The sequence below is a fragment of the Azospirillum argentinense genome, assembly GCF_000632475.1.
Classification (GTDB): Bacteria; Pseudomonadota; Alphaproteobacteria; order Azospirillales; family Azospirillaceae; genus Azospirillum; species Azospirillum baldaniorum.
Window position 1 is genome coordinate 2,885,828 of sequence record NZ_CP007793.1, and the last position, 14,169, is coordinate 2,899,996.

Sequence of the window (14,169 nt, forward strand, 5' to 3'; positions counted from 1 at the left end):
GAAAGAGATTGTGTCTTGGGCCGTCGCGGTGAACCGCGAACTTAACCGTGCTGCTTCGCCAGACGGCGGGCGTTGGCGCGGACGGTGCGGTAGGCGGGAGTCATGCCGGCCTGGGTCAGGGCCGTGGCCGACTCGACCATGTAGAGCGCGGCGTGGATGCCGGCCTCGACCGTCTCGGTGACGGTGCGGCGTTGCAGTTCCATCAGGTCGACGGGGTTGCGGCACTGGCCGAGGCCGGTCACCATCACCATGGCCGCCTGAAGCTGGCCCTGCATCAGGGTCATCCAGGCCTGCTGCATTTCTCCGATGCCCTTGGCGACGGCGTGGGTGGCCTCCACCATCGCCTCCACCTTCTCGGAGCCCATCCGGACGAACTCCGGGTTGGCGAGGTCGATGGGGTTATTCATCGCCGCCGCCATCATCGCGGTTCGGTAGCCGATCGTCTGGGCCGCCGCCACCCCCATCTCGCCCGTCTTGACGCCGGTCCGGGTCAGATCGCCCGCCACCGTCAGAAAGCGCTGCGTCGGTTCGCCGTTGCCGGCCTTGCGTCTCGCCATTCGCTCCACCTCACCAAAGGACCCGACCGGAGCAAAGGCCCCGGCCGGGCCGAAAAAAACCGTGACCCGGACGCCAACGCTGCACTGCAGCATTTGGTTCCGGGTCCAGTCTTTACAGGGAAGCGAGCGCGCGGTCGAGATCTTCAACGATGTCCTGGGCGTCCTCCAGCCCGACGGACAGGCGGAGCAGGTTCGGACGGATGTTCGCCGCCGCCTTCTCCTCGACCGTCAGCTTGGAGTGGGTGGTGGTGTCGGGGTGGGTGATCAGGCTCTTGGAATCGCCCAGGTTGTTGGAGATCATCACCATCCGCAGGTCGTTCAGGGCGCGGAAGGCCTCCTCCTTGCCGCCCTTCAGGAAGATCGACAGCATGGTGCCGCCGCCGGTCATCTGGCTGCGGACGAGGTCGTGCTGCGGGTGGCTGGCCAGACCCGGATAGAGCACCCGCTCCACCTTCGCGTGGCCTTCCAGGAACTCCGCCACCGTCAGGGCCGCCGCGCTCTGCGCCGACACGCGCAGCTCCAGCGTCTCCAGCCCCTTCAGCAGCAGCCAGGCGTTGAAGGGCGAAATGGTCGGGCCGGTGTGGCGCAAATAGGGATGGATCACGTCCGACCCGTACTGCTTGTCGTTGGTCAGGATGATGCCGCCCAGACAGCGGCCCTGGCCGTCGATGTGCTTGGTCGCCGAATAGATGACGACGTCGGCCCCCATCTCGAACGGGCGCTGCAGCACCGGCGTGGCGAAGGCGTTGTCGACCACCACCTTGGCCCCGGCCTTATGGGCGAGAGCACTGACCGCGCGCAGGTCGACGACCTCCAGCCCCGGGTTGCTGGGCGTCTCCAGGAAGACGACCTTGGTCGGCTTGGCCAGCGCCTCTTCCCACTGGGACAGGTCGGTGCCGTCGACGAAGACCGCCTCGACCCCGAAGCGGGCCGACAGCTCCTTGATCACCCAGTAGCAGGAGATGAACAGCGAGCGGGGCGCCACGATGCGGTCGCCGGTGCGCAGGTTCGACCACAGGGCGCCGTGCACCGCGGCCATGCCGCTGGTCGTGGCGTAGGCCCAGGCCGCTCCCTCATACTCGCACAGCCGGTCCTCGAACATCGCCGTGGTCGGGTTGCGGAAGCGCGAATAGACGTGGCGGGAGCCGTCGTTGATGAAGGCGCTCTCCGCCTCCTCCGCCGAGCCGTAGACGAAGCCGGAGGTCTGGTAGAGCGCCTCGCACGTCTCGTCGAAGGACGAGCGGCGGACGCCGCCATGGACCAGACGGGAACGCGGGCGAAGCCCCGCGACGTTGGGATTGCGATGATCGGTGCGCGCCATGGCCGCTTTGTCTCCTGTGTCCGCCGGCGGGGCAGACCGGCACAACAAAAAACGCCCCGACCGATCGGGTCGAGGCGCGGACGCGGCTCGGACCTTTTTAGCGGGTTGTTTTACGTGGCCCGCAAGCCGGTCGACCAAATCACCACGTACCCCCGCTTGTAGGACCGCCGCGGCGCGGCGTCAAGGGACAAGGGGCCGTGACAAAAAGGGGGCACCCTGCGTCAACATCGCGCAGGACCGCAAGCCGCCGACCGCTTGCCCAGGGAAGGCCCGGACCGGATCATGGCCGCCGGACGTCAGGAAGGGGTGCGGACCGTGCAGTATCGCAAGGAGCAGGAGCGGCACTTCACCCGTCTGGTGTTCACCGGGCGCTTCACCAGCCAGGACGCCGGCCCGGTGCGGCAGGCCATCGCCGACGTGACGGGCGGGCCGGAGCGCCGCCACCTCCTCGATCTGACCGGGCTTGAGTTCATCGACAGCACGGGCGTCGGCCTGCTGCTGGTGATGAACGGGGAGGCCCTGTCGGCGGGCAAGGCCCTGTCTCTGCTCTGCGCCTCCGGGCAGGTGCGCAAGGTGGTCGACCTGACCCGCATCGCCATGATCATCCCGGTGCACGAGACGGTGACCGATTATATCGCCGCCAGCGTGCCCGAGGCCCTGCTGGCCGCCACCCATCCCTGCGCGCCGGGCGAGGACCCCATGGCCGTCGCCGCCCGCGCGCTGCACGCCAAGCCGGTCCTGCCGCCCGCGAGCGCCCCGCCGGACGCTTCCGACCGGGACGGCGCTTCCGGGTAAGGCGGCTCGCAGCGCGGGCGCGGGCTTCCCATCTGAAGCATCGGACAGAGTCCGTTCCGCGTTGGGGGAGGCACCGAATGGTTCATCTGCACAAGTCGCTGGAATCAGAAGCGTCCAAGGCCGCCGAGCGGGAGGGCCGCTCGCTCGACCAGTTCGTAAACGAGGCGGTGGAGGAGAAGCTGCGCCACGCGCAACGCCCCGCTGCCCAACGTCATGTCACCCCCATCCGCGACCGCGGCGCCCCGATGGACGAGGACGCCGTGGAACGGGCGTAGCGCCCATGGGATGACCCTGGGGATGGGATTGCGGCGGCTGTGGTTCAGCGCTATATTTCCCGTACCAGTGGTCAATAGACGACACCTCCGGTACCGCGCGCTCGGAAAGGCCAATGGCCGGAACAGCGTGCACACGAAAAGAGGGGCGGCGCTGCTACGCCGCCCCTCCGTCGTCTGGGTTACAGCACGGCGACGAGCAGCGCGAGGATCGCGACGACCGTCTGAATGACCGTGCAGATCACCAGCACCTTACCAGGGGTCAATAAACACACCCCCTTTCCGCCGCTTGGATGACAACGCCCCTTGCCCATGGCACGGGACGCTGCGGCGGCGGGTTTTCATACAATGGCGTGCATCTCTTCGCAAATATTCCCGTTTAGGAGAGCAATCCCCGCAGACGATACAACTCGTCGAGCGCTTGACGCGGCGTCATGCTGTCCGGGTCGATGGACTTCAGCGCCTCCTCCACCCGCGACGGTTCCGGCGGGGCGGCGGGCGCCGACACCGCGGGGGCCGACGGCGGACGCTTCAGGGCGGCGCTGAACAGCGGCAGATCCTCGGCCAGACGGTGGATGGCGGCGTTCTGGTCGCCCGATTCCAGGATGGTCAGCACCTCCTCGGCGCGGCCCACCACGGCGCCGGGCAGGCCGGCCAGCTTCGCCACATGGATGCCGTAGCTGCGGTCCGCCGCCCCCGCCGTCACCTCGTGCAGGAAGACGACGTCGCCCTGCCATTCCTTGATGCGCATGGTGTGGCAGGACAGGCCCGGCAGCTTGCCGGCCAGCATGGTCAGCTCGTGGTAGTGGGTGGCGAACAGCGCGCGGCAGCGGTTGACGTCGTGCAGATGCTCCACGCAGGCCCAGGCGATCGACAGGCCGTCGAAGGTCGCCGTGCCGCGCCCGATCTCGTCCAGAATGACCAGCGCGCGCTCGCCGGACTGGTTCAGGATGGCCGCCGTCTCCACCATCTCCACCATGAAGGTGGAGCGGCCGCGCGCCAGATCGTCGGCAGCACCCACGCGGCTGTAGAGCCGGTCCACCACCCCGATGTGGGCGCTCTCCGCCGGCACGAAACCGCCCATCTGGGCCAGCACGGCGATCAGCGCGTTCTGGCGCAGGAAGGTCGATTTACCGGCCATGTTCGGACCGGTCAGCAGCCACAGCCGGTTGTCCGGGGCGAGGTCGCAGTCGTTGGCGACGAAGGGCCCAGCGTTGCCGGCGTCCAGCACCGCCTCCACCACCGGGTGCCGCCCGCCCTTGATCGAGAAGGCGAGGCTGCCGTCCACCATCGGCCGGCGGTAGCGCCGCTCCGCCGCCAGCTCGGCCAGCGAGGCGGCGACGTCCAGCGCGGCCAGCGCGTGGGCGGCCTGGGCGATGGCCTCGGCGCGGCTGGTCACCTCCTCCACGAGGTCGTTGAACAGCTCCAGCTCCACGGCCAGCGCCTTGTCGGCGGCCTCGGAGATGCGGCGCTCCAGGTCCGACAGCTCGACCGTGCCGAAGCGCACGGCGTTCGCCATGGTCTGGCGGTGCATGAAAACCTCACGCCCCTTCTCGGACATCAGCTTGTCCGCGTGGGTCGCCGTCACCTCGATGTGATAACCCAGCACGTTGTTGTGCTTGATCTTCAGCGCCGGCACCCCGGCGATGCCGGCGTATTTGACCTGAAGCCCGGCGATCAGCCGTCGGCTCTCGTCGCGCAGGGTCACCAGCTCGTCCAGCGCGTAGGAATAGTCGCGCGCGATGAAGCCGCCGTCGCGGGCGAGCAGCGGCAGCTCCGGCGCCAGCGCCTGGGTCAACTGATTGACCAGCTCGCTGTGCTCGCCCAGCCCCTTGGCCACGGCGCCCAGCCCGTCGGGCAGCGGGCCGCCGGGATGGCCGTTGAGCAGCAGGCGGATGGCCGAGGCCTGGGCCAGACCGTCGCGCACCGCCGCGAGGTCGCGTGGACCGCCGCGCCCCAGCGTCAGGCGGGACAGGGCGCGCTCCAGGTCCGGGCAGCGGCGCAGCGCTTCGCGCAGGTCGCCGCGCAGCCGCTCCTCGTTCAGAGCGAACTCGACCATGTCCAGCCGTTTGGCGATGGCCGCGGGGTTGGTCAGCGGCGCCGAGAGCTGGGCGGCGAGCAGACGCGCGCCCGCCCCGGTGACCGTGCGGTCGATGGTGGCGAGCAGGCTGCCGCGCCGGTCGCCGGTCAGGGTGCGAGTCAGCTCCAGGTTGCGGCGGGTCGCCGCGTCGATCTCCATGACGGCGCCGGGGCCGAGCCGGCGCGGCGGCGACAGGCGCGGCACGCGGCCCTTCTGCGTCAGTTCCACATAGGCGACCAGAGCGCCGGCCGCCGCCACCTCGGCGCGGGAGAACTGGCCGTAGGCGTCCAGCGTGCCGACGCCGTAGAGGGTGAGCAGCCGCTGCCGCCCGTTCTCGCTGTCGAAGCGCGGGGTCGGCTGCACGGTCAGGCGGGACTTCCACTCGCCCCACAGCTCGTAGAGGTCGGGGCTCTGGCACAGCTTCTCGGAGACCAGAACCTCCTGCGGGTCGAGGCGGCCGAGCGCCGCGCCCAGCCCGGCGCGTTCCACCGGCTGCACCACCAGTTCGCCGGTGGACAGCTCCAGCCAGGCCAGCCCGAGCCCGCCCGCCGCTTCCGCCACCGCGGCCAGCCAGTTGGAGGCGCGGGAGTCGAGCAGGCTGTCCTCGGTCAGCGTGCCGGGGGTGACGATGCGGATGACGCCGCGCTTCACCACCGACTTGGAGCCGCGCTTCTTGGCCTCCGCCGGGTCCTCCATCTGCTCGCAGATGGCGACGCGGAAGCCCTGGCGGATCAGGCGCTGCAGGTAGGATTCATGGCTGTGGACCGGGACGCCGCACATCGGGATGTCCTCGCCCAGATGCTGGCCGCGCTTGGTCAGCGCGATGTCCAGCGTCCGGGCGGCGTTCACCGCGTCCTCGAAGAACATCTCGTAGAAATCGCCCATCCGGTAGAACAGCAGGCAGTCGGGATGGGCCTGCTTGATCTCCAGATACTGCGCCATCATCGGAGTGGCGTCGGGGGGAATGGTGATGGGCGACATGGTGGCGGGCGCGTCGGACACGGGTCTTCAACCGGTTGCGTTGTGTCGGGCAAGGTCGGGCCGGCACCCTAGCACGCCCGCGCTGGTGCCGCGATGACCGCTTCGTTAGACTGTTCGATGCCCGTAGAGCGAGCAAGCAGAACGAGCAAGCCGAAGCTGAAGGAGACCGCCGTGACGCAAGCGCCCGACAACACTGATGGCCGGACCACGGACGGCCAGGACACCGTCCGGGAGGTGCGCGAGGTCGTCGCCCTGTTCAAGACCCGCGAGGCGTTCGACAAGGCCGTGGCCGCCCTTCTGGACGCCGGCTTCGACCGCGACGACCTGTCGGTTCTGGCCAGCCACACCTCGCTGGAGGCCGCCGACCAGCGCCCGCCGGCCCCGTCGGACGAGGCCCTGACCGGCTTGGTGGGCGAGCTGAAATACGCCTTCCCGCTGACCACCGCCGGGCTTCTCGCCATCGTCGGCGGACCGATCGCCGCGCCGCTGGCGGCCATCGTCGCCGCCGGCCTGGGCGGCGTCGCCATCAAGGATTACCTGGACGAGCTGACCAGCCACCCCGACACCGACGAGTTCAGCCGCGCGCTGGAGGCCGGCGGCGTCATCCTGTGGGTGCGCACCGCCGAGGTGGAGGACGAGGTCGAGGCTGCCGAGATTCTCGAAGGCAATGGCGGCGCCAACATCCACCTGTCGGTGCGCGAGGAGTAGGCGGAGAAGGAAACGCCGGCCGTCAGGCGGCGCAGGCGCGCCAGTCGCCTCCGCCGCCGACCACGGTCAGCCCGCGCAGGCGGAACTGCGCCCGCACCACCGCGGCCCAGCCCTTGCGGATCTGGGCGACCTTGACGGCGTCGGAGGCCTTGGCGTCGGTGGCGGTGCCGCAAATCTCGAACAGCAGCGCGTCGCCGATGGAGCCGGGGCACAGCGCCAGGGCGTGCACCAGCCAAGCCATCAGCTCGGCCGGGGTATGACGCGGCAGACCGCGCTCCGCCAGGGTCAGGGCGTTCCCGAGGTTCGCCAGCTCCCGCCGTGCCGTTCCGGGGTTCGGGATCATCAATGGCCTCCCTCGCGCGTGTCTCACGGACGACTCCTTACCTCTTTGGAATGGAGCGCGTCAGTGACGGCCATCACAGCACGGCCGTCTCAGCACAGCCGTCCCCGCACTGCCGTCCCCGCGGCGCTCCGAATGGGATCATGCAGGAAACAGACGGCAGCCTCTTTTGGTGTGCCGCGTGCGAATTATCCTCTTTCCCGTTATAGTCGGGACGCCGCACGGTTCGTCGCACCCCTCGCATCCCTGGGAAGGCTCACGTTTTGTCGATGCTCTCCACCCGCGCCGCCTCCGCCGACGCGTCCGACGCCAAGGACGCCGGCACCGCCAACATCCCCAACAAGCGCGCGATCCTGTCCCGGCGCAAGCTGGCGGAGGACCTGGAGAAGCTGGTGGCGGAGCATGGCACCGGCGACAAGCTGCGCCCCGCGCTGATCGCCCGGCTGCGCGGCGCGCTGAACGACGGACGGGCGGAGGTGCGCGCCCGCTTCGAGGCGAAGGGGTCGGGCGAGGACTGCGTGCGGCAGAACTGCTACCTCGCCGACGGGGTGGTGCGTTCGCTGGCCGACCTGACGGTCACCCACATCTTCCCCTCGCCCAACCCGACCTCCGGCGAGGTGTTCGACATCGTCGCCACCGGTGGCTACGGCCGGGGCGAGCTGGCGCCCTTCTCCGACATCGACCTGCTGTTCCTGCTGCCCTACAAGCGCACCCCGCGGGTGGAGCAGGTGGTCGAGTACATGCTCTACATCCTGTGGGACCTCGGGCTGAAGGTCGGCCACGCGGTGCGCAGCGTCGACGACTGCATCCGCCAGTCCAAGGCCGACGTGACCATCCGCACCGCCATCCTGGAGTCCCGCTATCTCTGGGGTCCGCGCAAGCTGTTCACCGAACTGCGCCGCCGCTTCGACCGCGAGGTGGTGGCCGGCACCGGGCCGGAATTCGTCGAGGCCAAGCTGGCCGAGCGCGACAACCGCCACCTGAAGCTGGGCGACAGCCGCTACGTGCTGGAACCCAACCTGAAGGACGGCAAGGGGGGCCTGCGCGACCTGCAGACCCTGTTCTGGATCGCCAAGTACCTGTACCGGGTCGAGGACGTCGACGATCTGGTCGGCAAGAAGGTGCTTCTGCCGGAGGAGGCGCAGCGCTTCGCCAAGGCGCAGAATTTCCTGTGGACCGCGCGCTGCCACCTGCACTACCTGACCGGGCGCATGGAGGACCGGATGACCTTCGACGTGCAGACGTCGATCGGCACCCGCATGGGCTACACCGACCACGCCGGGACCAAGGGCGTGGAACGCTTCATGAAGCATTACTTCCTGGTCGCCAAGGACGTGGGCGACCTGACCCGCATCTTCTGTGCGGCGCTGGAGGCGGAATCGAAGCGCCCGCCCAAGTTCAACATCCTGCGGCTGGCAGCCCTGGCCCGCCGCAAGGACGTGGACGGCTTCGTGGTGGACGGCGAGCGGCTGAACGTCCGCAGCGACCGCCAGTTCAAGGACGAGCCGCTGGACATGATCCGGCTGTTCCACACCGCCCAGCAGAACGACATCGACATCCACCCCAACGCGCTGCGCGCCATCACGCGCTCGCTGTCGGTGGTGGGGCCTAAACTGCGCGCGGACGCGGAGGCCAACCGGCTGTTCCTGGAGATCCTGACCGGCCGCAAGGACCCGGAGATCACGCTGCGCCGCATGAACGAGGCCGGGGTGCTGGCCCGCTTCATCCCCGACTTCGGCCGGGTGGTCGCGCAGATGCAGTACGACATGTACCACGTCTACACCGTGGACGAGCACACGCTGTTCGCTCTCGGCATCCTGCACAAGATCGAGATGGGCGAGCTGACCGACGAGCTGCCGCTGTCGTCGGAGGTGATCCACAAGGTGGTGTCGCGGCGCGCGCTCTACGTCGCGGTGCTGCTGCACGACATCGCCAAGGGCCGCGGCGGCGACCATTCCATCCTCGGCGCGCGGGTGGCGGAGAAGCTGTGCCCGCGGCTCGGCCTGACGGCGGAGGAGACGGAGACGGTCGCCTGGCTGGTGCGCTGGCACCTCGCCATGTCCTACACCGCCTTCAAGCGCGATCTGGAGGACGACAAGACGGTGCGCGACTTCGTCTCGCTCGTCCAGTCGCCGGAGCGGCTGCGCCTGCTGCTGGTGCTGACGGTGGCGGACATCCGGGCGGTCGGGCCGCAGCGCTGGAACAATTGGAAGGCCACGCTGCTGCGCGAGCTGTACAACCGGTCGGAAGAGGTGATGTCCGGCGGCCTGTCGGTCGAAGGGCGCGGGCGCCGCATCCAGGCCGCCCAGGCGGCGCTGCGCGCCGAGCTGTCCGACTTCGACGACGCCGATTTCGAGCAACATCTCGCGCTCGGCTACCCCGCCTACTGGCTGGCCTTCGACGCGGAGACGCTGGGCCGGCAGGCGCGGCTGGTCCGCGAGGCGCTGCGCGACGAACGGCCGCTGACCGTCAACACGCGCATCGACCGCAGCCGGGCGATCACCGAGGTGACGATCTTCGCCACCGACCACCACGGCCTGTTCTCCCGCCTCGCCGGGGCGCTGGCGGCGGCGGGGGCGGACATCGTGGACGCCCGCATCTTCACCATGACCAACGGCATGGCGCTGGACGTCTTCACCGTGCAGGACGCGGCGGGCGGCGGCGCCTTCGAGAGCGGCGACAAGCTCGCCAAGCTGTCGGTGATGATCGAGAAGGTGCTGTCCGGCCAGTTGAAGCCGCTGCACGACTTGGCCAAGCGCAAGGCCCCGCACGCCAGCCGCACCCGCGTCTTCCACGTGCCGCCGCGCGTGCTGATCGACAACAACGCCTCCACCACCCACACGGTGATCGAGGTCAACGGGCGCGACCGCCCCGGCCTGCTCTACGACCTGACCCGCGCGCTGACCAACCTGACCCTGCAGATCTCCTCGGCGAAGATCTCGACCTATGGGGAAAAGGCCATCGACGTCTTCTATGTGAAGGACGTCTTCGGCCTGAAAGTCACCCACGAAAGCAAGCTGGCCCAGATCCGCGAGCGGCTGCTGCACGCGCTCGCCGATCCGGCGGGGTGAAGCCCACCTCTTAGGACAGGCGATCCTCGGCCCAGCCGTCCAGCGCCTTGGCGGCCAGACCGGCCAGAACGCCGGTCGCCATGCCGGCGGCGTAGTCGGACGCCCAGTGCCGCTCGGTGGCGAGGCTCGACCAGCCCACCGCCGCGGCAAAACCCAGGCTGACTATGGTGGCCGGAGAGAGGCCGCGGTTCAGCCCGACCGCCGTGGTCAGCGCCGACACGTTGATGGCGTGGCCGGAGGGGAAGGAGGCGTGCTTGCCGTCCGCCTTGCCCCAGCGGCTGGGGTCGCGGCCCTCGTTCGGGCGGGCGCGGCAGACGACGCGCTTGATCCCCTTGCCGGCCACCGTCCCCAGCGCGATGGCGAGCAGCCCCTGCCGGGCGAGGCGTGACCAGCCCGGCTTCTCCATGCCCAGCCCGGCGGCCCACAGAGCGCCCAGGGCCGGCATCAGCACCATGCGGGAGCTGGGCACCTGAAGCCCGTCGCGCAGGGCCGGCACCTCCGCGCCCAGGGCGACGGCCTTGCGGCGGGCGGTTCCGTCCAGCCCGTTCACGCCGTCCAGAACGCGGTCCGTGAAATCCTCGTCGCTCATCTCGCGGATCTCCCAAAGCACGCCCCCATCACCGCGGAGGCCAAGCGTAAACAGCCGCGCTGGCGTTTCGTGCCCGCATGGTCCCGCAAGGCAGGAGTGCCCGGCATGAGGGGAGTCGCCTTGGCAATCGCCGACCGTTCCAACGTCCCTCTCCCGGGGCGGGAGAGGGAGGAGTCGGCGATTGCCAAACCGGCCCGCCGTGGCGCCTTGGCAATCGCCGACCATCCAGCGGTCCCGGCCAGACATCGCCAAGACCACCCCATGAATTCCCGAGTCGCGACTCGTCCGTCCCGCCCCGCCTTGGCAATCGCCGACCAATGCCCGAGTCGCCTTAAGTCTGGGCCGAGTCTCCGATGATTCCCACATGGCCCCTTGGCGAACGCCGACGAGTCTTCTGGCAATCGCCGACGCACCCCCGAGTCGTCCCCAGGCAATCGCCGACCTAGCAAATAGACTCCAGCAATTAGGTCTCAATTAGCCTCGTCGGCGATCGCCAAATGGACTCTCCCGGCGGTGCATGATCGACTGCAGGCAGAATGGACGGGGGGACCTATGGGCGACGTGCACCAACTCATCATGACGCATGGCCGGCGCGAGGCGCGGAACCTCGTGGATCCGAAGCGGGCCAGCGTCGTCGATGTCGCGGCGGCGGTGCTGGAGGACGAGTCCAACGCGCTGGGCATCACCTACTCCGGCTTTTGCCTGACCAGCCTGCCCCACCGGAAGCTGGCGCCGGACGCCGAATGGCGCCGCGACCAGGGCCGCGTCACCCTGCTGGTCGAGCCGGGCAAGGAGCGCAAGCGCGACGGCAGCCTGATGCCGGTCGGCGTGCCCTACGGCGCCAAGGCGCGGCTGATCCTCCTCTATCTCCAGACCCGCGCCATCCAGGACAACAGCCGCGAGATCGAGCTTGGCCGCTCGATGAACGACTGGCTCGACCGCATGGGCGTGTCGGCCGGCGGTTCCACCTACAAGGCGGTGCAGGAGCAGGCGACCCGCATCAACCTGTGCCGCCTGACCTTCTTCTGGGACAAGGACGGGGCCGAGGGCTTCGCCAAGGAGAACATCGTCAACGGCGGCATCCGCCTGCGCGACGACGACGGCCAGGGCACGCTGTGGCGCGAGACGGTGCAGCTGTCGGAAACCTTCTTCGCCGCGCTGAAGCGCTCCCCCGTCCCGATCTGGGAGCCGGCGATCCGCCACATCGGCGGCTGCTCGATGGCGATCGACGTCTATGTCTGGCTGGCCTACCGGCTGCACGTGCTGCGCGACCCGATTCCGGTGACCTGGAAGGCGCTCTTCACCCAATTCGGCGGCGGCTACAAGGAGCTGAAGCACTTCAAGCCGGAGTTCCGCGTCGCGCTGGACTTGGCGCTGGCCGTTTACGAGGCGGCGCGGGTGGAGTTCTCCGACACCGGCGTCCTGCTTTACCCGTCGCCCCCGCCGATTCCGGAGCGCAAGATCCTGCCCGCCGCGCGCGGGTGAGTTGGTGGCGGGTCAGTCGGCGATTGCCAACCCGCCCGGCCCCGGAATCGGAGTCGGCGATTGCCAGAGGATGGAGCGGCATCCTCCCAACGCGGACGAGCGGAGCTTCGCCTACCTCGCCTTGAAGGCTTGCAGACTGCCGCCTTCCCGCGTGTAGATCTGCATCGGACGGCATGTCTCGTCCGTATTGACGATGAGCACGCCGGGTTTGTCCTTCGCGTACAGCCAGATTTCGTATTGCGACACCCGCCCACCCGGTCCGGTGCGCAATTCGCTATAGACCGCGGCCCGGAACTGCTCCACCGGAATCCCCTCACCCGCCAGGACGGACGCGACCTGACGATTGCAGGTTCTCTGCACCAAGCCGTTCAACGCCTCCACCGCTCCGGGGGCGGGCTCCGCGGTGCGCGGCGGAGCGAGACCGGCGCAGGCGCCGAGGCCGAGAAGGCCGGCGCACAGGATGATCCCGGCGGTCCTGCGATTGCGCGAACGGCGTCCGGCGTGGCGATGCATCGCGGCCTCCCTGCTCAATGGCGGTGTCTGGTGGCGGTGTCTGGTGGCGGTGTCTGGTAGCGGTGTGTGGTAGCGGTGTGTGGTAGCGGTGTGTGGTTACCTCTGCGCAAACACGGCGGCGGGGAAAAAGGTTCGTGCCGGTCCTTGGCAATCGCCGACCCTTTGAAGAATCGGGCGGGCCGGGAATCAGGTGGGCAGAAAAAAGGCGGGGCACGGCGGCCCCGCCTTCCTTCCTTTCCGAATCGGCCCTTTCCGAATCGGCCGGATGGCCTCAGTCCACCTGGACCTTCTCGCCGTTCTTCCAGGCCCAGAACACGTAGCCCGGCTGCTTCAGGTCGCCCTTGTCGTCGAAGGACAGCGACCCGACCACCGTGTCGAAGGACGGGCCGGCGCGCAGCGCCTTCGCCACGGCGTCGGGCTTGGCGCTGTTGGCCTTCTGCACGGCCTCGGCGTAGGTCTGCACCGCGGCGTAGGCGAACAGCGTGAAGCCGTCGGTGCGGATGTTCTTGGCCTGCAGGGCCTCCACCACCGGCTTGGCGGCGGGGTTGCGCTGCGGGTCGGGCGAGAAGGTGAACAGCGTGCCTTCCGCCGTGTCGCCGGCGATGTTCCAGTAGGACTGAGGCTGGATGCCGTCGGCGCCGATGATCTGCGGGCGGAACTGCTGGTCGGCCGCCTGGCGGGCGATCAGGCCCAGCTCCTGGTCGTAACCACCGTAGTAGAGCACGTCCACGCCGTCCGACTTCAGGCGGGTGATGAGCGCGGAATAGTCCTTCTCGCCGGCGGTGATGCTGGTGAAGGCGGCCTCGGTGATGCCGGCGGCGTTCAGGCGGCGCTTCACGTCGTCGGCGAGGCCCTGGCCGTAGGCCTGCTTGTCGTGGACGATGGCGACCTTCTTGCCCTTGTAGCGGTCGGCGATCAGCTTGGCCGCCACCTCGCCCTGCTGGTCGTCGCGGCCGCAGACGCGGAAGACGTTCTTCAGGCCGCGGTCGGTGAGCTGCGGGCTGGTCGCGGTGGGGGAGATCATCACGATCCCCTCCTCGCCGTAGACGTTGGAAGCGGCGATGGAGGCGCCGGAGCAGACATGGCCGATCACCGCGGCGACGTTCTGGCTCACCAGCTTGTTGGCGGCGGCCACCGCCTGCTTGGCGTCGCAGGCGTCGTCGGCGATGGTCAGGACCAGCTTCTGGCCGAGCAGCCCGCCCTTGGCGTTGATGTCGGCCACGGCGGCCTCGACGCCGGCGCGGGTCTGCTCGCCATAGGCGGCGGCGGCGCCGGTCATCGGACCGGCCAGCGCGATGGTGATGTCGGCCTGGGCGGCCCCGGCCCACAGGCCGGCCCCCAGGGTGACGACGGCGGCGGTCACAGCCAGCTTCGCACGGATCATGGGTGGATTCCTCTCTCCGGGAACAGGTTCTTTTTATCGAACGCTTTCGGGTCGGAGACCGCGGACGCCGCCT

Annotated in this window: 12 protein-coding genes and 1 riboswitch; of the genes, 5 read left to right on the forward strand and 7 right to left on the reverse strand. The window is 69.1% G+C overall.

Annotation, left to right across the window (positions count from 1 at the left end; translation table 11 throughout):
* Nucleotides 1-41 precede the first annotated feature (41 nt).
* Together ABAZ39_RS13420 and metZ are read right to left on the reverse strand one after the other, a co-directional pair.
* Nucleotides 42-557 carry a phasin family protein gene (locus ABAZ39_RS13420; RefSeq protein ID WP_014239009.1) on the reverse strand — a complete coding sequence of 172 codons (516 nt, stop codon included), beginning with the start codon at nucleotides 555-557 and terminating at the stop codon, nucleotides 42-44.
* 112 nt (nucleotides 558-669) lie between these two features.
* On the reverse strand, nucleotides 670-1,878 hold the full coding sequence (metZ, locus tag ABAZ39_RS13425) for an O-succinylhomoserine sulfhydrylase (protein ID WP_038530080.1): 1,209 nt from the start codon (nucleotides 1,876-1,878) through the stop codon (nucleotides 670-672).
* A 76-nt stretch (nucleotides 1,879-1,954) separates the two neighbouring features.
* Nucleotides 1,955-2,034, reverse strand: a riboswitch (SAM riboswitch).
* A 126-nt stretch (nucleotides 2,035-2,160) separates the two neighbouring features.
* Between metZ and ABAZ39_RS33025 the strand changes: the two genes are divergently transcribed.
* Both ABAZ39_RS33025 and ABAZ39_RS13435 read left to right on the forward strand, forming a co-directional pair.
* Nucleotides 2,161-2,673: an STAS domain-containing protein gene (locus ABAZ39_RS33025; protein ID WP_051658021.1), complete on the forward strand. Its 513-nt coding sequence runs from the start codon at nucleotides 2,161-2,163 to the stop codon at nucleotides 2,671-2,673.
* A 77-nt stretch (nucleotides 2,674-2,750) separates the two neighbouring features.
* Nucleotides 2,751-2,948 (forward strand): hypothetical protein, encoded by a 198-nt coding sequence (locus ABAZ39_RS13435; protein ID WP_038530083.1) that lies wholly within the window; start codon nucleotides 2,751-2,753, stop codon nucleotides 2,946-2,948.
* A gap of 376 nt (nucleotides 2,949-3,324) precedes the next feature.
* Here the strand turns inward: ABAZ39_RS13435 and mutS are convergent, their stop codons facing one another.
* The gene (gene mutS / locus ABAZ39_RS13440) at nucleotides 3,325-6,006 is read right to left on the reverse strand and encodes a DNA mismatch repair protein MutS (RefSeq protein ID WP_051658110.1); all 2,682 of its coding nucleotides are present in this window, start codon (nucleotides 6,004-6,006) and stop codon (nucleotides 3,325-3,327) included.
* Nucleotides 6,007-6,177: 171 nt separating this feature from the next.
* On the opposite strand from mutS, the gene ABAZ39_RS13445 reads away from it, so the two are divergent.
* Nucleotides 6,178-6,714, forward strand: a complete 537-nt coding sequence (locus ABAZ39_RS13445; protein WP_051658022.1) for a hypothetical protein — start codon at nucleotides 6,178-6,180, stop codon at nucleotides 6,712-6,714.
* A gap of 22 nt (nucleotides 6,715-6,736) precedes the next feature.
* Here the strand turns inward: ABAZ39_RS13445 and ABAZ39_RS13450 are convergent, their stop codons facing one another.
* Nucleotides 6,737-7,057 carry a hypothetical protein gene (locus tag ABAZ39_RS13450; RefSeq protein WP_051658023.1) on the reverse strand — a complete coding sequence of 107 codons (321 nt, stop codon included), beginning with the start codon at nucleotides 7,055-7,057 and terminating at the stop codon, nucleotides 6,737-6,739.
* A gap of 266 nt (nucleotides 7,058-7,323) precedes the next feature.
* On the opposite strand from ABAZ39_RS13450, the gene ABAZ39_RS13455 reads away from it, so the two are divergent.
* Nucleotides 7,324-10,125, forward strand: coding sequence for a [protein-PII] uridylyltransferase (locus tag ABAZ39_RS13455; RefSeq protein WP_038530088.1), 2,802 nt, complete (start codon nucleotides 7,324-7,326; stop codon nucleotides 10,123-10,125).
* A 10-nt stretch (nucleotides 10,126-10,135) separates the two neighbouring features.
* Here ABAZ39_RS13455 and ABAZ39_RS36150 read toward each other — a convergent pair whose 3' ends face one another.
* Entirely contained in the window at nucleotides 10,136-10,714 is a 579-nt protein-coding gene (locus ABAZ39_RS36150) for a phosphatase PAP2 family protein (RefSeq protein WP_038530091.1), read from the reverse strand.
* Between the two features lie 552 nt (nucleotides 10,715-11,266).
* Between ABAZ39_RS36150 and ABAZ39_RS13465 the strand changes: the two genes are divergently transcribed.
* Nucleotides 11,267-12,199 carry a replication protein RepA gene (locus ABAZ39_RS13465; protein WP_014238998.1) on the forward strand — a complete coding sequence of 311 codons (933 nt, stop codon included), beginning with the start codon at nucleotides 11,267-11,269 and terminating at the stop codon, nucleotides 12,197-12,199.
* 111 nt (nucleotides 12,200-12,310) lie between these two features.
* Here ABAZ39_RS13465 and ABAZ39_RS13470 read toward each other — a convergent pair whose 3' ends face one another.
* Nucleotides 12,311-12,712, reverse strand: a complete 402-nt coding sequence (locus tag ABAZ39_RS13470) for a hypothetical protein (RefSeq protein ID WP_051658024.1) — start codon at nucleotides 12,710-12,712, stop codon at nucleotides 12,311-12,313.
* Nucleotides 12,713-12,983: 271 nt separating this feature from the next.
* Nucleotides 12,984-14,096, reverse strand: a complete 1,113-nt coding sequence (locus tag ABAZ39_RS13475) for an ABC transporter substrate-binding protein (protein WP_038530094.1) — start codon at nucleotides 14,094-14,096, stop codon at nucleotides 12,984-12,986.
* Between the last annotated feature and the right edge of the window lie 73 nt (nucleotides 14,097-14,169).